The 15,207-nt window shown below is 72.5% G+C and carries 13 protein-coding genes, 1 tRNA gene and 1 pseudogene; 10 read left to right on the top strand and 5 right to left on the bottom strand.

The features are described from left to right. Window positions 1–26: 26 nt before the first annotated feature. Window positions 27–317 (bottom strand): hypothetical protein, encoded by a 291-nt coding sequence (locus ACIQR3_RS13375; protein WP_403537960.1) that lies wholly within the window; start codon window positions 315–317, stop codon window positions 27–29. 697 nt (window positions 318–1,014) lie between these two features. On the opposite strand from ACIQR3_RS13375, the gene ACIQR3_RS13370 reads away from it, so the two are divergent. Further along, window positions 1,015–1,308 (top strand): hypothetical protein, encoded by a 294-nt coding sequence (locus ACIQR3_RS13370; protein ID WP_403537958.1) that lies wholly within the window; start codon window positions 1,015–1,017, stop codon window positions 1,306–1,308. Window positions 1,309–1,652: 344 nt separating this feature from the next. On the opposite strand, the gene ACIQR3_RS13365 is transcribed toward ACIQR3_RS13370, so the two are convergent. Beyond that, window positions 1,653–1,728 (bottom strand) — tRNA-Arg (locus ACIQR3_RS13365). 323 nt (window positions 1,729–2,051) lie between these two features. On the opposite strand from ACIQR3_RS13365, the gene ACIQR3_RS13360 reads away from it, so the two are divergent. From ACIQR3_RS13360 to ACIQR3_RS13340, 5 genes and pseudogenes are all read left to right on the top strand, one after another. Continuing rightward, on the top strand, window positions 2,052–3,659 hold the full coding sequence (locus ACIQR3_RS13360) for a dynamin family protein (protein WP_403537956.1): 1,608 nt from the start codon (window positions 2,052–2,054) through the stop codon (window positions 3,657–3,659). A gap of 3 nt (window positions 3,660–3,662) precedes the next feature. After that, complete coding sequence (locus tag ACIQR3_RS13355; RefSeq protein WP_403537955.1) at window positions 3,663–5,912, top strand: GTPase; 2,250 nt, start codon at window positions 3,663–3,665, stop codon at window positions 5,910–5,912. 219 nt (window positions 5,913–6,131) lie between these two features. Then, window positions 6,132–6,599 (top strand): single-stranded DNA-binding protein, encoded by a 468-nt coding sequence (locus tag ACIQR3_RS13350; RefSeq protein WP_403537953.1) that lies wholly within the window; start codon window positions 6,132–6,134, stop codon window positions 6,597–6,599. A 317-nt stretch (window positions 6,600–6,916) separates the two neighbouring features. After that, window positions 6,917–8,254, top strand: coding sequence for a TQXA domain-containing protein (locus ACIQR3_RS13345; protein ID WP_403538433.1), 1,338 nt, complete (start codon window positions 6,917–6,919; stop codon window positions 8,252–8,254). A 113-nt stretch (window positions 8,255–8,367) separates the two neighbouring features. Then, window positions 8,368–8,898: pseudogene (locus ACIQR3_RS13340) on the top strand (UTRA domain-containing protein); the annotation flags it as partial. 63 nt (window positions 8,899–8,961) lie between these two features. On the opposite strand, the gene ACIQR3_RS13335 reads toward ACIQR3_RS13340, so the two are convergent. Then, window positions 8,962–9,231 carry a hypothetical protein gene (locus tag ACIQR3_RS13335; protein WP_403537951.1) on the bottom strand — a complete coding sequence of 90 codons (270 nt, stop codon included), beginning with the start codon at window positions 9,229–9,231 and terminating at the stop codon, window positions 8,962–8,964. A 230-nt stretch (window positions 9,232–9,461) separates the two neighbouring features. Between ACIQR3_RS13335 and ettA the strand changes: the two genes are divergently transcribed. Genes ettA through ACIQR3_RS13320 form a run of 3 tightly spaced genes read left to right on the top strand, consistent with a single transcriptional unit; the run spans window position 9,462 to window position 12,214 of the window. After that, a complete protein-coding gene (gene ettA / locus ACIQR3_RS13330; RefSeq protein ID WP_403537949.1) occupies window positions 9,462–11,126 on the top strand; it encodes an energy-dependent translational throttle protein EttA in 1,665 nt (554 codons plus the stop codon). Window positions 11,127–11,132: 6 nt separating this feature from the next. Then, the gene (locus ACIQR3_RS13325) at window positions 11,133–11,546 is read left to right on the top strand and encodes an acyl-CoA thioesterase (RefSeq protein ID WP_403537947.1); all 414 of its coding nucleotides are present in this window, start codon (window positions 11,133–11,135) and stop codon (window positions 11,544–11,546) included. After that, on the top strand, window positions 11,543–12,214 hold the full coding sequence (locus ACIQR3_RS13320) for a hypothetical protein (protein WP_403537945.1): 672 nt from the start codon (window positions 11,543–11,545) through the stop codon (window positions 12,212–12,214). The genes ACIQR3_RS13325 and ACIQR3_RS13320 overlap by 4 nt, the downstream gene beginning before the upstream one ends. Here ACIQR3_RS13320 and ACIQR3_RS13315 read toward each other — a convergent pair. After that, window positions 12,198–12,611 carry a globin gene (locus ACIQR3_RS13315; RefSeq protein WP_215165880.1) on the bottom strand — a complete coding sequence of 138 codons (414 nt, stop codon included), beginning with the start codon at window positions 12,609–12,611 and terminating at the stop codon, window positions 12,198–12,200. The two genes, ACIQR3_RS13320 and ACIQR3_RS13315, sit on opposite strands and share 17 nt — an antisense overlap. Window positions 12,612–12,708: 97 nt before the next feature. Between ACIQR3_RS13315 and ACIQR3_RS13310 the strand changes: the two genes are divergently transcribed. Beyond that, entirely contained in the window at window positions 12,709–13,686 is a 978-nt protein-coding gene (locus ACIQR3_RS13310) for a methyltransferase domain-containing protein (protein ID WP_403537943.1), read from the top strand. Window positions 13,687–13,697: 11 nt separating this feature from the next. Here the strand turns inward: ACIQR3_RS13310 and ACIQR3_RS13305 are convergent, their stop codons facing one another. Next, on the bottom strand, window positions 13,698–15,200 hold the full coding sequence (locus tag ACIQR3_RS13305) for an FHA domain-containing protein (RefSeq protein WP_403537941.1): 1,503 nt from the start codon (window positions 15,198–15,200) through the stop codon (window positions 13,698–13,700). Between the last annotated feature and the right edge of the window lie 7 nt (window positions 15,201–15,207).

Below are 15,207 nucleotides of genomic sequence, written 5' to 3'. Positions count from 1 at the left end.
GTGGACCGGCACTGCTCGTGGGGGTGTTACTTGCCGTGCTTCTTGAGGAGGAAGTTGGTCAGGGCGGCGTTGTCCCTGTCGTCCACGATGTGGACCTTGGTCTCCTCCTCTTCCTTGTTGTTGTCCGAGCAGTCGAGGTTGTTGTTGGCCGAGGCCAGGATCGGGATCTTGATGACCTCGATGGTGTCGCAGCTCAGGATCTGCGTGTCGTTCCCGAACTTCGCGCTGTCGTCGTCGGCGGCGACAGCCGTGGAGGCAGCGCCACCGGCCATGGCCAGCGCGGTCAGGGTGCAGGCGAGAGCCTTCTTGAGAGCCATTCGGAGTCTCCTATGGGTTGGAATGTGTCGCAGGTGAGGTCGGGTGAATTCCCGGAGGACCGGCCCTTGCTCAGTAGCAATATTCGGCTGTGTTTCCAGCGCGACCAGTCATTGAAACGAACCCGCGGTGCGGCGGGTATTGCTCCCACCGGGTGAAGTCGCTACCGGTGCAGTGCAGACGTGGTCGTTTCTCGCTCTCCCCGATTATCGGAACAGTCGATGCTGGTCTGCGACACAGACGCGATCGGGAGGTCGAGCACTTCGATGTTCACACAAGAAAGGACCTGCATGTTGTTCTCGAAGCTCGGAGCTCCCTCGTGGGCGTGAACGGTTCCGCCAGGTAGAGCAGCCATGGACGCCGCACACAGCGAAACGGCGGCAATACGAGCGCTCGGCATACCAATCTGTCCTGTCTCGGTCGGGCGGGGGCGCTACGGCACGGCACCCCGCGAACGGCGTAAACAGTAGGGGGCGGACGGCCGGTTCAGTTGCATATCGCGTCTTTATTGCTGAGCCGGCGACCGGATTCACCGGAACGGTAAGTGCGCTGATCGGGAGAGCGGGCCGGCTCCGTAATGCTCCGTCTTCGGAGGCGCACTTCACTCTGTCGGAGCAAAACCCCCCCGGACAGGACTTCGTTCTTGGAGTAGTCGCGTTGCTGCGGCTCCCCAACACCCCCAACACGGAGGAGATCCCAATGGCTCTCAAGAAGGCGCTCGCCTGCACCCTCACCGCGCTGACCGTCGCCGGTGGCGCTGCCTCCACGGCCGTCGCCGCCGACGACGACAGTGTGAAGTTCCAGAACAACGCGCAGATCCTGAGCTGCGACACCGTCGAGGTCATCAAGGTCCCGATCCTGTCCTCGGCCAACAACAACCTCGACTGCTCGAAGAACAACAAGGAGGAGGAGAACAAGGAGGTCCACATCGTGGACGAGGGCGACAACGCCGCCCAGGCGAACATCTTCCTCAAGAAGCACGAGTACCGCTGACCTGCGGTCGGAGGTTGGCACAGGTTTCCTGACCAGCCGTTCGCCTTTTCCTTTTCCAGCGGCTCCCGGTGCTGTTTCGGGGGCCGCTTCCGCATGTCCGGCCGCGGCCGGACACGATCACCTCGGCCGCGAGGGCGCCGGGAGGCGGGGGGAGGATGCCGGTGCTCGCCCCTGAGCCGCACACCGGCATCTCCAGGACGCCGATGTCGATGTCGATGACGAGCCGGCCCGAACCGGCGACGGCCCGAACCGGCGACGGCGCGAACCCGGCGATGGGCTGAATCGACGACAGTCCGAATCGACGACGCCCGAATCGATGACGGCCCGGACCGGCGATGGACCGGTGGCGCCCCCGGCAGGACTCGAACCTGCGGCCAAGCGCTTAGAAGGCGCCTGCTCTATCCACTGAGCTACGGGGGCCTGGTGTGGTGGCCTGACGTCGTGGAGCCCGCGGAGCGGGCTGATGCAAGACGTTGCCGGGGACAAGGATAGGGCTCCCGGCTCCTCGTCCCTGATGCTTCCCCTCCGTGGCTCGATGTGGAGGTTCGGTGAAGCAGCACCGATAATCGCAGGCGAGTGCGAATCGTGCATCGCTTTCGGCGTCTCACGCATCGGGTGTTGTGCACTCGTTATGCCTGGACTGTGTTCTCGCCCCACTCGCCCCTTCCGCCCCAAGTGTCAGGTCGGCGCGCAGACATACTCATATGCTTCAGAATTCCCCTAAAATTGGGCATTCTTCCCATGTGGTGACCTTGGACGTACGGCCTCAGCTGCTCGACGCACTCTCCGCCCTGCGCGACCGTGTCGCGGCCGCACGCTTCCCGCTGCCCCTGGCGGGGGCGCCACGCGCGCGTGCCAACCGCGACGAACTCCTCGCCCAGCTCGACGACTACTTGGTGCCCCGGCTCAGAGACCCCGAATCACCGCTGCTGGCCGTCGTCGGGGGCTCCACCGGGGCGGGGAAGTCCACCCTGGTGAACTCGCTCGTCGGCCGGCGGGTCAGCGAGGCCGGCGTGCTCCGGCCGACGACACGCACCCCGGTCCTGGTCTGCCATCCGGAGGACCACCACTGGTTCAGCGGCATGCGGGTGCTGCCGCACCTCACGCGCGTGTGGGTGCCCCACCAGGACCCCGGCGACGACCTGCTGTTCCCCGGCGAGAACCCGGCGCGCGTCCTGCGCATCGAGACCGCCGACACCCTGCCGCCCGGCCTCGCCCTCCTGGACGCGCCCGACATCGACTCCCTGGTCGCCGACAACCGCACCCTGGCCGCCGAGCTGATCTGCGCCGCCGACATCTGGGTGATGGTCACCACGGCCGCCCGCTACGCCGACGCCGTCCCCTGGCACCTGCTGCGCACCGCCAAGGAGTACGACGCCACCCTGGTCACCGTCCTGGACCGGGTGCCGCACCAGGTGGTCTCCGAGGTGTCCCGGCAGTACGCGGCCCTGCTCACCAAGGCCGGCCTCGGCGACGTACCCCGGTTCACGGTGCCCGAGCTGCCCGAGTCCGCGTGGGGCGGCGGACTGCTGCCGGCCACCGCCGTGGCCGCGCTGCGCACCTGGCTCGTGCACCGGGCGCAGGACCCCGCCGCCCGGCAGCATGTGATGGGCCGGACGGCGTACGGGCTCCTGAACTCCCTGAAGTCCCGGATGCCGGAGCTGGCCGGCGCCGCCGCCGCCCAGTACGCCGCCGCCCTGCGGCTCACCTCCGCCGTCGACACGTCGTACGACAGCGAGCACGCGCGCGTACGGGGCCGTCTGCAGGCCGGTGCCGTGCTCGCCGGGGACGCGCTGAAGCGCTGGCGGGCCTTTCCCCTCGACTGCACGCCGGGGGAGCTGCTCGACTCCCTGGTGGAGAGTCTGAGCGCGCTCCTGCTGTGTGCCGTCACCGCCGCCGACGAGCGGGTCGACGAGGCGTGGCGGCGCGAACCGGCCGCCGCCGCGCCCGCCCTGACGGCCGGTGTCCCCGCGCCGGACAGCGCCGAGCACCGTATCGGGCTGGCCGTACGGCGGTGGCGGCGCGAGCTGGAGGAGTACGCCGAGGACGAGGTCCGCGAACTCGACCGCAGCCTCGCGCCGGACCCCGAGGTGGTCGCCGCCCTGGTCGCCACCGTGCTGCTCGGCGGGCGCCGGGGGCGGGCCGCCGGGGAGTCGCTGGCCGAGCGGATCGGCGTCCACGGCGCGCTGCGGCTGCGGGACCGGGGCGGGAGCCTGCTCACCGCACACGTGGACCGGATCATGCACGTGGAACGCGAGCGCCGGCTCGCCCCGCTGGACGCGCTTGACGTCCATCCCGAGCCGCAGGCCGAACTGATCGCCGCGCTGTCCCTACTGCAGAAGGAGAGGTGACCGGTGACCGCCGTCACTGACCAGGACCCCACCGAGCACACCGACCACACGGGGGGCGCGCACCCCCGGGCAGAGGCCGGCCCGGGAGGGAAGGGCGCCGGACGCGCGGGGGCGGCCGGGCGGACGGGAGAGACCGCGTCCGCCCGGGAGCCGTCCGGGGCGGACACGGAGTCGCACGGCCCGCCGGACACCCACGAGGGCGACGACGGTGCCCGCGAGGGGCGCGAGGACCGGAGGGGGCTGCGGGGCTTGCTGCGCAGGGAGGGCTCCGGCGGTGGCGGCACCAGGAGCCGCGCCGCCACCGCACGGCGTACGGAGGAACGGGAGGAGCGGGAGGAACGGGAGCAGCGGAGGGACGGGGAGAGGCGGGACGGGCGGGACGGGCCGCGCGCCGAACGGGCGCGACACCGCGACGAGGGGGGCGGCCGCCCGGCGTCCGGGGCTCCCGGCAAGGCCCGCCGGGACGGCCCCGCGCGCGCGGGGGGCGCGGAGGACGGCGAGGGCGCCTGGGACGACGGACTGATCGCGCGGCGGGTGAACGAGTCCACCGGTGCCGTCGACCTCTTCTCCGCCGACCCCTTCGCGGTCGGTTCCGTCACCCCGGCCGGTTCCGCTACCGAGAGCCGGGCCTCCGGCGGCGCCCCCGCCGTGACCCCGCTCGCCTACGACGGCCCGCTCCGCTCGCGGCTCGACGCGCTGCGCGAACTGGTCGGGCTGTCGCGCACCCGCCTGGACAGCCGGACCCTCGCCGAGGCCGGCCGGGTCCTCGACGAGGCCGCCGCGCGGCGCCGGCTCTCCGGACAGCACACCGTCGTCGCCCTCGCGGGCGCGACCGGAAGCGGCAAGTCACAGCTGTTCAACACGCTGGCCGGGGTGAACATCTCGGAGACGGGGGTGCGCCGCCCGACCACCTCCGCGCCCATCGCGTGCAGCTGGAGCGACGGCGCGGCCACCCTCCTGGACCGGCTCGGCATCCCGGGCCGGCTGCGCCGGCGGCCCGTGCAGCAGCCGGGCGCCGACGAGCAACTGCGCGGGCTCGTCCTGGTGGACCTGCCCGACCACGACTCCGCCGCCGTACAGCACCGCGAACAGGTCGACCGCGTCCTGGCGCTGGTCGACGCCGTCATCTGGGTCGTCGACCCGGAGAAGTACGCCGACGCGGTCCTCCACGAGCGCTATCTGCGCCCGCTGGCGGGCCACGCGGAGGTCACCTTCGTCGTCCTCAACCAGATCGACCGGCTGCCCGGCGAGGCCGCCGAGCAGGTCCTCGACGATCTGCGGCGGCTGCTCGACGAGGACGGCATCGCGCTGGGGGAGTACGGCGAGCCGGGCGCGACCGTGCTGGCCCTGTCCGCGCTCACCGGGGACGGCGTCGGTGAACTGCGCGAACTGCTCGGCCAGTTCGTCGCGGGCCGGGAGGCGCCGGCCCGCCGTATCTCCGCCGACGTGGACGCCGCCGCGCGGCAGTTGCGGTCCGTCTACGTCACCGGGCGGCGCACGGGGCTGAGCGAGGAGGCGCGGGAGGAGTTCGCCGACCGGCTCGCCGACGCGGTGGGCGCCACGGCGGCGGGGGAGGCGGCCGAACGGGCCTGGCTGCGCAACGCCAACCGCGCGTGCGGCACACCCTGGCTGCGGCTGTGGCGCTGGTACCACGACCGGCGCGAACCTCCCACCGGCCGGCTCCCGCTGCGCGCCCAGGCCGACGAGGAGGCCACGGCCCGCCAGCGCGTCGAACAGGCGGTGCGTACGGTGGCCGACCGGGCGTCCACCGGGCTGCCCGCACCCTGGGCGCAGGCGGTGCGCGAGGCGGCGGTGCGCGGTGCGCAGGGGCTGCCGGAGGCGCTCGACGAGCTGGCCGCCCGTTCGGGACTGCCGCCGGGACGGCCGCCCCGGCCGGGCTGGTGGCCGATGGCCGTCCTGTCCCAGGCCGCGATGACACTGCTGCAAGTGGTGGGCGGCCTGTGGCTGCTGGGGCAGATCGCCGGCGTCATGTCCCCCAACCTGGGCGTGCCGGTGCTGCTGATGCTGTCCGGGGTCATCGGCGGCCCCCTCATCGAGTGGAGCTGCCGCATGGCGGCCCGCGGCCCGGCCAGACGGTACGGCCAGGAGGCGGAACGGCGGCTGCGGGAGACGGCCGCCGGGTGCGGCCGGGCCCGGGTACTGGACCCGGTGGCGGCGGAGCTGCTGCGGTACCGGGAGGTACGGGAGCAGTACGGGCGGGTGACGGGGGCGGGGGTCTCGGTGGGCCGGTAGCGGGGGCGGGGGCGGGGTCTCGGTGGGCCGGTGGGCCGGTGGGCCGGTGGGCCGGTGGGTTCACCCGTGCGGGTGGCGGAGTTTTCCACAGCCGAGGGGTGGTCCACAGGGCCCGGCGGGCCCGGCCCGGCCCGGGCAGTCTGGCCGTGCGGCGATCGCGACGGACGCGATCGCCCCGGCCGTACGGGACAGCCCCGTCGGCGGGGAGGGTTGGCGAAGATGAACGAGACGATGGTCTGCGTGGTGGGGAACGTGGCGACCCGGCCGGTCTTCCGGGAGCTGGCGAACGGCCCGTCGGCACGGTTCCGGCTGGCGGTCACCTCCCGCTACTGGGACCGCGAGAAGAACACGTGGACGGACGGCCACACCAACTTCTTCACGGTGTGGGCCAACCGCCAGCTCGCCACCAACGTGTCGGGGTCGCTGGAGGTGGGGGAACCGGTCATCGTGCAGGGCAGGCTGAAGGTACGGACCGACGTGCGCGAGGGACAGAGCTGGACCTCGGCGGACATCGACGCGGTGGCCATCGGCCACGACATGGCACGCGGGACGTCGGCCTTCCGGCGGGTGACCAGGCCGGAGACGGCGGCCTCCGCGGCGCGTCCCGAGCCCGACTGGGAGACACCGGCGGGCGCGTCCGAGGACCAGGACGGCGCACGGCGCCCGGAACCCGCGGCGGTGACATGACGGGCATGGGGGCGGTTGGCGGCTTATCGGCGGATGCATGCCGGTCGAACCGGGGTGGATTTGTCGATAAGCCCTGCTCACCGGCGGTGTGGCGATAACGATTCCGAGTCGGATCGGTGATCGGACGGCCCCACCGGGAGGCACGGTCCGCCAGATCCTTAGGATGCCGAACGGGCCCTGTGGGGCCGCTGATTCTGCTGGTGGGACCGTGCCCCCACGCCAACCGGTCCTGCTCGAAGGGGAATTTGGTGCTTGCTTCGCTCACTGACCTGTCCGCGCACCGGCGAGGTGCGGCACGCCTGGCCGCCTCGGCGCTGATGTCAGCGCTCGCCGCCGCCACCACCGTGGTGGCGGGCGCCGGCCAAGCCGCCGCGCAGGAGACGGCACGGGGACAGGGCGGCGCGACGGCGACCATGGACGGCCTGAAGACGTACGGCAGTGCCGTGATCCACGACGAGGCGGGGGACCAGGAGGTCTCGGCCGGCCTGTTCGAGATGTCCGTCGAGGGCGGCGGCATGCTGCAGACCTACTGCGTCGACCTCCTCAGCCCGACGCAGAAGGACGCCAAGTACCAGGAGACGCCCTGGAGCGGTACCTCGCTGGGCACCAACAAGGACGCGGGCCGCGTCCGCTGGATCCTGCAGAACTCCTACCCGCAGGTCAACGATCTCGCGGCGCTCGCGAAGAAGGCGGGCGTCCGCGGCGGCCTCACCGAGGAGGACGCGGCGGCCGGCACCCAGGTGGCCATCTGGCGGTACTCGGACCAGGCGGACGTGGAGGCCGTCGACCCCGAGGCCGAGCGGCTCGCGGACTACCTGGAGAAGAACGCCCGCGACGTGGCCGAACCCACGGCGTCCCTCACCGTCGACCCGCCCGCCGTGTCGGGCCGGCCCGGCGAGCGGCTCGGCCCGGTCACGGTGCACACCGACGCGGGCGGCGCGACGGTGACACCGCCCGCCGACGCGGCCACCACCGGCGTACGGGTCGTGGACGGTGACGGCGCGCCGGTCACCACCGTCACCGACGGCGCCGAGGTCTACTTCGACGTGCCCGACGACGCGGCGGCCGGCACGGCCGAGCTGACCGTGCACGCCTCGACCACCGTGCCGGTGGGCCGCGCCTTCGCCTCCGTGAGCCGCAGCCAGACCCAGATCCTGGCCGGCTCCAGCGAGTCGACGGTCACGGCGACGGCGACGGCGAACTGGGCGAAGCAAGGCGCCGTACCCGCACTGTCCGCGGCGGAGAACTGCACGGCGGACGGCCTGGACGTCACGACGGTCAACGAGGGCGACGGCGCGTTCACCTTCGAGCTGCTGGACAGCGAGTACACCATCGCCCCCGGCGAGACCCGCACGGTCACCGTCCCCCTCCGGGAGGACCAGCCCTACGACTTCACCATCACCGTGCCCGGCGGACTCGAACAGCGCTTCACCGGCGTACTCGACTGCGAGAACCTGAGCAGCACGGCCGGCGACTCCACCCAGACCGTGACCGAACCCAGCCCCGCCACGACGGACGTCGCCGCCCCGGACGTCAACCTCGCCGACACCGGCGGCTCCGAGGTCACCCCCCTGATCGGCGGCATGGCCCTCGCCCTGGTGGCGATCGGCGGCGTGACCCTCTTCGTCATCCGCCGGAAGAACACGGACGCGTGACGGCGGCGGACCGCCCGGCCCGACCCGCCGGCCCGGCAGGTCAGGAAGGGGCCGGCCGGCTGGAAGCTCTCCGGTCCGTGTCCCGCTGGACGGCATGAGACGCCCCCGGTGGAGTACGCGTCGTCCGCTCGTCGGCGCGTGAGCAGCCCGCCGGGTCGCCGTTCCGTGCGGACATGAAGGCCGTCGGCGAGCTGGGCGACTGGGAGAGCCGGACCGAGGCCAAGGTGCCGGCTCCGGCGGACATCGCGGCACGGCTCGGCGTCGGCGAAGGCGCGCTGTGTGTCCGGACCGCGTACGAGTTCCTGGCCGATGGCCGCCCCGTGCAGCTGTCGACGAGTTGGGAGCCGTACGACCTCACGGCCGGCACTCTCGTCGTCCTTCCCGAGGGAGGGCCGCATGCCGGGGCGGGCGTCGTGAACCGGATGGCCGCCATCGGGGGCACCGTCAGCCACGCCGTGGAGCAGCCGGAGCCCCGGCAGGCGACCGCCGAGGAGGCGTCTCTACTCGGCACCCAGAAGGCCGCACTTGTCACGCACACCCGGCGGACCTACTACAGCGATCAGGGGCGGCCGGTTGAGACTGCGGACATTATCGTGCCCGCCGCTCACTGCGAGATCGTCTACGAGATCCCGATCAACCGGTAGCACTGCCTCGCGTGAGTCGCTTCCGGGCCTGTCGGCGCCCGTAAGTAGGGAGCGGGGGAGGCGTCATGCCTCGTGTACACGCGTCGACGCCCACCAGGCCGTGACGCGGTACGCCATCCCGTCCACGTCGTACGGCTGGCTCAATCCGAAGTGGTCGGTCAGCTCACGATGGAGAAACGCGCGGATCTGCCCCCGGTCGGCGCCGCCCCTCAGCCGGTCGAGGACCGGACCGATCATGCAGTCGTACTCGTCGTCCACGGAGTCGGCCACGCCGATCGGGTCCCACTCGTTGAGCAGGCGCCGTAGATCGTCGTACACGTCCGCTGCTGTCATGGCCGCAGGATGTCATGTCCCTGAGTGATCGGTCCTGGGCCGTCTCTGGGCCGTCCAAGGGTGCCCGAGGCCGATCGAAGGCGACCGGCAGTGACGGACGACCGTTAGGGGTCCGCCCAGAAACCCCAGGTCAGGGCCTCCCTGGAGAACACGTTTCCTCGCAGGGGTGGCGGTGCGGCAAGATGGGGTGTATCTGCCCACTGCCTGATTAAGCTGCCGGACGGTTTCTCTTGGCTGAGTACATTTACACCATGCGCAAGGCGCGCAAAGCGCACGGCGACAAGGTGATCCTCGACGATGTCACCCTCAGCTTCCTGCCGGGGGCGAAGATCGGTGTCGTCGGCCCGAACGGGGCCGGTAAGTCGACCGTTCTGAAGATCATGGCGGGCCTTGAGCAGCCGTCGAACGGGGACGCGTTCCTGTCGCCGGGGTACACGGTCGGCATCCTGCTGCAGGAGCCTCCGCTCAACGAGGAGAAGACCGTCCTGGAGAACGTCCAGGAGGGCGTCTCCGAGGTCAAGGGCAAGCTGGACCGGTTCAACGAGATCGCCGAGCAGATGGCGACCGACTACTCGGACGCGCTGCTGGAGGAGATGGGCAAGCTCCAGGAGGAGCTGGACCACGCCAACGCGTGGGACCTCGACGCCCAGCTGGAGCAGGCCATGGACGCGCTCGGGTGCCCGCCCGGGGACTGGCCGGTCAGCAACCTCTCCGGTGGTGAGAAGCGGCGCGTGGCGCTGTGCAAGCTGCTGCTGGAGGCGCCCGACCTGCTGCTGCTCGACGAGCCCACCAACCACCTCGACGCCGAGTCCGTCAACTGGCTGGAGCAGCACCTCGCCAAGTACGAGGGCACCGTCGTGGCCGTGACCCACGACCGGTACTTCCTGGACAACGTGGCCGGCTGGATCTGCGAGGTCGACCGCGGCCGGCTGCACGGCTACGAGGGCAACTACTCCAAGTACCTGGAGACCAAGGCCACCCGCCTCAAGGTCGAGGGCCAGAAGGACGCCAAGCGGCAGAAGCGGCTCAAGGACGAGCTGGAGTGGGTGCGGTCGAACGCCAAGGGGCGGCAGGCCAAGTCCAAGGCGCGTCTGGCGCGGTACGAGGAGATGGCCGCCGAGGCCGACAAGATGCGGAAGCTGGACTTCGAGGAGATCCAGATCCCGCCGGGCCCGCGCCTGGGCAACGTCGTCGTCGAGGTGAACAACCTCAGCAAGGCGTTCGGGGAGAAGGTGCTGATCGACGACCTCTCCTTCACGCTGCCGCGCAACGGGATCGTCGGGGTCATCGGGCCCAACGGCGCCGGCAAGACGACGCTGTTCAAGATGATCCAGGGGTTCGAGGAGCCGGACTCCGGCTCCATCAAGGTCGGCGAGACCGTCAAGATCTCCTACGTCGACCAGAGCCGCGAGAACATCGACCCGAAGAAGACGCTGTGGGCCGTCGTCAGCGACGAGCTGGACTACATCAACGTGGGCCAGGTCGAGATGCCGAGCCGGGCCTACGTCTCCGCCTTCGGGTTCAAGGGCCCCGACCAGCAGAAGCCGGCCGGCGTGCTCTCCGGTGGTGAGCGCAACCGGCTGAACCTCGCGCTCACCCTCAAGCAGGGCGGCAACCTGCTGCTCCTCGACGAGCCCACCAACGACCTGGACGTCGAGACGCTCAGCAGCCTCGAGAACGCGCTCCTCGAATTCCCCGGGTGCGCCGTGGTCGTCTCCCACGACCGGTGGTTCCTGGACCGGGTCGCCACGCACATCCTCGCCTACGAGGGCGAGTCCAAGTGGTTCTGGTTCGAGGGCAACTTCGAGTCCTACGAGAAGAACAAGATCGAGCGGCTGGGTGCCGACGCCGCGCGTCCGCACCGCGCCACCTACAAGAAGCTGACCCGGGGCTGATCGATCTTGCGGCACATCTACCGCTGCCCGCTGCGCTGGGCGGACATGGACGCGTACGGTCACGTCAACAACGTGGTCTTCCTGCGCTACCTGGAGGAAGCCCGGATCGACTTCCTGTTCCGCCCGGACAAGGAGTTCAAGCAGGGGTCGGTGGTGGCCCGCCACGAGATCGACTACAAGCGCCAGCTCGTCCACCGGCACGCCCCCGTGGACATCGAGCTGTGGGTCACCCAGATCCGGGCCGCGTCCTTCACCATCGCCTACGAGGTGAAGGACGGGGACCAGGTCTACGTCAGCGCCTCCACGGTCATCGTGCCGTTCGACTTCGAGGCGCAGCGGCCCCGCCGGATCACCGCCGAGGAACGGGAGTTCCTGGAGGAGTACCGGGACGACGAGAAGGAGGAGGCCGTCGCCGCATGACGGTGCTCCATCTGGCCGATGAGGGGGAGGCGGCGGACCTCGCCGCCTTCCTCTCCCGGCTGCTGCACTACGACCGCGGTGCCGCCGTGCGCCTCCAGGCGTCCGGCACCGCGCTCGCCGTCTTCGGCCGGCCGCCGTCCTTCGAGGTGCTCGCGGTCCGCGCGGTGCGGCTGGCCAAGCCGTACGAGGACGGGCTCGACGACGCGCTGGACGTGACCGTCTCGGCCGGTGAGCTGCTGGAGGCGGTGGCGGAGAAGGCCGCCACGGCCGCCGTGCCGCGTGCGGTGACCGGGCCGCCGTGGGCCGGGGTGCTGCCGCCGCGCGGGGGCTGGCGGGCCGAGCCGGGGCTGCCGGCCCTGGACGACCTGCGGGCCCTCGTCGCCGCCGGGATCGCGGAGTTCCGGGCGCGGACCGGTGAACTCGGCGCGGAGCGGCGTACCCGGGCCGAGTTCGACCGGATCGGCGGGGACATCTGGTCCCGCACGGTCGCGGGCACCCGGCTGCCGGTCCGGGTCGTGCACGCCGCCCAGTCGCTGGGCTTCCTGCGTGGCGAGGGCGGCCTCGCGCTGGTCTCCTCGGGCGCGTGGCTGCGGCTGCGCACGCCCTACGGGTCCGTCGCCGTACGGCGGGCGGGCAGCGGCACCCTGGGGATCAGCCCGGCGCGTTGACCATCGACGCCGCCGCGTACGTCAGGTACTTCCACAGCGTCTGCTCGTGCTCCTCCGACAGGCCCAGCTCGTCCACGGCGTCCCGCATGTGCTTCAGCCAGGCGTCGTGCGCCGCGCGGTCCACGGTGAAGGGGGCGTGGCGCATCCGCAGCCGGGGGTGGCCCCGGTTGTCGCTGTACGTCGTCGGGCCGCCCCAGTACTGCATCAGGAACAGCGCGAGGCGCTCCTCGGCCGGGCCGAGGTCCTCCTCGGGGTACATCGGCCGCAGCAGCGGGTCGCCGGCCACCCCCTCGTAGAAGCGGTGGACCAGGCGGCGGAAGGTCTCCTCCCCGCCGACCTGCTCGTAGAAGGTCTGCTCCTGAAGCGTGCCGCGCCGAATCTCATTCACGTCCCCCATGGTCTCAGACGGCCGGAACCAGGACTCGGGTCCTACGACCTCCTGTGAAGAGACCCACGGTGAAGAGACCCACGGTGAAGAGTCCTACTGTGGAGGCATGGGCAGCGGCGGTATGGAGCAGCTCGCCGCCTCGGCGCGGGCCGCGCTGGTGCGGGAGATCGAGCTGAGCGGCGCCTGGGCCGGTGATCCGGTGTGGCGGGCGGCCTTCGAGGCGGTACCGCGCCATCTCTTCGTGCCGTACTACTACGTCGGCGCCGTCGGCGGCTACGAACGCCGCTGGGACGGGCACCCCGACCCGGCGGCGCGCGAGCGCTGGCTGCGCGGTGCCTACGTCGACACCCCGCTGGCCACCCGGCTGCGCGACGGCGAGCTGCTGTCCTCCAGCAGCCAGCCGTCGCTGATGGCGCTGATGCTGGCCGAGCTGGGGGTGGCGGACGGCGACCGGGTGCTGGAGATCGGCGCCGGGACCGGTTACAACGCCGCCCTGCTCTGCCACCGGCTCGGCGACGACACTCTGGTCACCACCGTCGACCTGGACCCGGAGATCACCGAGTCCGCCCGCCGGCACCTGGACGCCGCCGGGTACCACCCGGCCGTCGTCACCGGTGACGGGGCGCGCGGCGTGCCCGAGCGCGCTCCCTACGACCGGATCATCGCGACCTGTGCGCTGCCCGCCGTGCCGCGGGCCTGGGTCGCGCAGTGCCGGCCCGGGGGCCGCATCCTGACGCCGCTGGCCACCGGGCTGGTGGCGCTGACCGTGCGGGATGCCGGGCACGCCGAGGGGCGGTTTCTGAGCACGCCCGCCTACTTCGTGCCGCTGCGCGGCGGCGAGCGGGCCGCGGAGCTGCCGGCGCCGGGCCTGAGCGGCATACCGCGCCGGGCCCGGGACGACGACCGGTTCCGCTTCCTGCTGGCGCTGACCCGGGGCGGCCTCGACCCGCAGGAGGCGTACGCGCTGTGGGAGCGGGAGGACGCACCGCCCCGGGAGCGCTACGGCGTCACCGTGGGCGGCGACAACTCCTGGGCCTGGCTGGACGATCCGGAGGGGCCGTACGTCTGGCCCCTCCCGGCCTGATCCGGGCCCCGTCAGCCCCGGCGGATGGTGATCGTCGTCCAGGCGCCGACGTGCACCCGGTCGCCGTCCTGGAGCGGTACCGGCACGTACGGCTGGATGGGCTCCTCGCCGCCGTTGACCGTGGTGCCGTTGGTCGAGTTCTGGTCGACCACCGCCCAGCCGCCGTCCGGCTGCTGCACCAGGATCGCGTGCTGGTGCGAGACGCCCGGGTCCTCCGGCGGTACCGACAGGTCGATGTCGGGGGTGTCGCCGGTGGAGTGCCGGCGGCGGCCGATCGTCAGCTGGTTGCCGGTCAGCGGGCGCTGCTGCTCGGGCGAGTACGCGGGCAGGTTCAGGCCGGCGGCCTCGGGGCCGGAGCGCTGCATCATCGCCATGAAGTAGTCGCGGTCCGGGCCGATGGTCGCCGTCCAGGGGGCCTGTGGCTGGGGCGGCTGGGGTGCGTAGGGCTGCTGCGGCTGTTGCGTCTGCTGCGGGTAGCCGTAGCCGGGGGGCGGGGGCGGCGGGGCCTGGTGGCCGCCGGGCTGCGGGTAGCCGTAGCCGTTCTGGCCGCCGGGGCCGGCCGGAGCACCCTGACCGCCGGGGCCGCCCTGGGTGCCCGGGCCGTTCTGGCCGCCGCCGGGCGGGGCGATGCGCCAGTCGTCGTCACCGCCGCCGAAGGACGGGCCGCCCTGCTGGGGCGGGCCGCTCGGCTGCTGCCGGTTGCTCTCCTGCGGGAACGCGGGCGCGGGTGGCGGCGGGGGCGGGGCGGACGGCCCGGCCTGCTGCTGCCACGGGGCCGGGGGGCCGCCCGGGGTCGTGGCGCCGGGGGCGGTGCCGTGCGGGCCCGCGCCGGGCCGGCCCTGCGCGCCGGGGCCCTGGGGGCCGGGGCCGCCGGGGCCGTTCGGACCGCCGGGGCCGTTCGGGCCGCCCGGTCCACCCGGTCCGCCGAAGCCGTTCGTGCCGCGAGGGCCGCCGGGAGCGTCAGGTCCGCCGGACCCGCTCGCGCCACCGGGGCCGCCCGGCCCTCCAGGCGCGCCGGGCGGCGGGCCCGGCGGGGGCGGGACCGGGCGGGACGGGTCGGAGCCGAAGCCGGGCGGGCTCTGCGGGATCGGCTCGGCGGGACGGTTGATCTGCGACGGGCGGGAGCCCTGGTACTCCGGCGGACGCGCCCCCGGATAGGAGTCGCCGCCGTAGGACGGGGGCGGAGGGGGCGGGCCCGGCTGCTGCTGGAAGTGGGGCGGCGGGCCGGAGGAGGGGCGCGGGGCGGCCGGGGTGTACGAGGTGGCCGTGTTGGTGAGGAAGTTCCACCGGCACTCCTCGCAGAACGGAGCGCCGCCCTCCCGGGGCGTACGGCACTGCGGGCACAGCTCGGGGCCGGCTCCGGCTCCGGGACCGCCGGGTGCCGGCGGCGGGAATCCGTAACCGCCCGCCGGGGGCGGCGGGGGAGGCGGCGGCACGGCACCGGCCATGCGGTGACCGCAGACCTCGCACCAGTCGTCGGAACCCGACTGGTGTCCGTTCGGGCAGGTCGGCATGTCGGCG

It is taken from the genome of Streptomyces sp. NPDC090994, assembly GCF_044768905.1.
In the GTDB taxonomy this organism is placed as follows: Bacteria; Actinomycetota; Actinomycetes; order Streptomycetales; family Streptomycetaceae; genus Streptomyces.
This window is presented reverse-complemented; position numbering and strand designations above follow the sequence as displayed.

Bases quoted from the DNA above. Each gene is read 5' to 3' on its own strand.
- ACIQR3_RS13305 (WP_403537941.1), bottom strand. From the start codon at position 15,200: ATGCCGACCTGCCCGAACGGACACCAGTCGGGTTCCGACGACTGGTGC.
- ACIQR3_RS13320 (WP_403537945.1), top strand. From the start codon at position 11,543: ATGACGGTGCTCCATCTGGCCGATGAGGGGGAGGCGGCGGACCTCGCC.
- ACIQR3_RS13335 (WP_403537951.1), bottom strand. From the start codon at position 9,231: ATGACAGCAGCGGACGTGTACGACGATCTACGGCGCCTGCTCAACGAG.
- ACIQR3_RS13375 (WP_403537960.1), bottom strand. From the start codon at position 317: ATGGCTCTCAAGAAGGCTCTCGCCTGCACCCTGACCGCGCTGGCCATG.
- ACIQR3_RS13315 (WP_215165880.1), bottom strand. From the start codon at position 12,611: ATGGGGGACGTGAATGAGATTCGGCGCGGCACGCTTCAGGAGCAGACC.
- ACIQR3_RS13310 (WP_403537943.1), top strand. From the start codon at position 12,709: ATGGGCAGCGGCGGTATGGAGCAGCTCGCCGCCTCGGCGCGGGCCGCG.
- ACIQR3_RS13370 (WP_403537958.1), top strand. From the start codon at position 1,015: ATGGCTCTCAAGAAGGCGCTCGCCTGCACCCTCACCGCGCTGACCGTC.
- ACIQR3_RS13350 (WP_403537953.1), top strand. From the start codon at position 6,132: ATGAACGAGACGATGGTCTGCGTGGTGGGGAACGTGGCGACCCGGCCG.
- ACIQR3_RS13345 (WP_403538433.1), top strand. From the start codon at position 6,917: ATGTCAGCGCTCGCCGCCGCCACCACCGTGGTGGCGGGCGCCGGCCAA.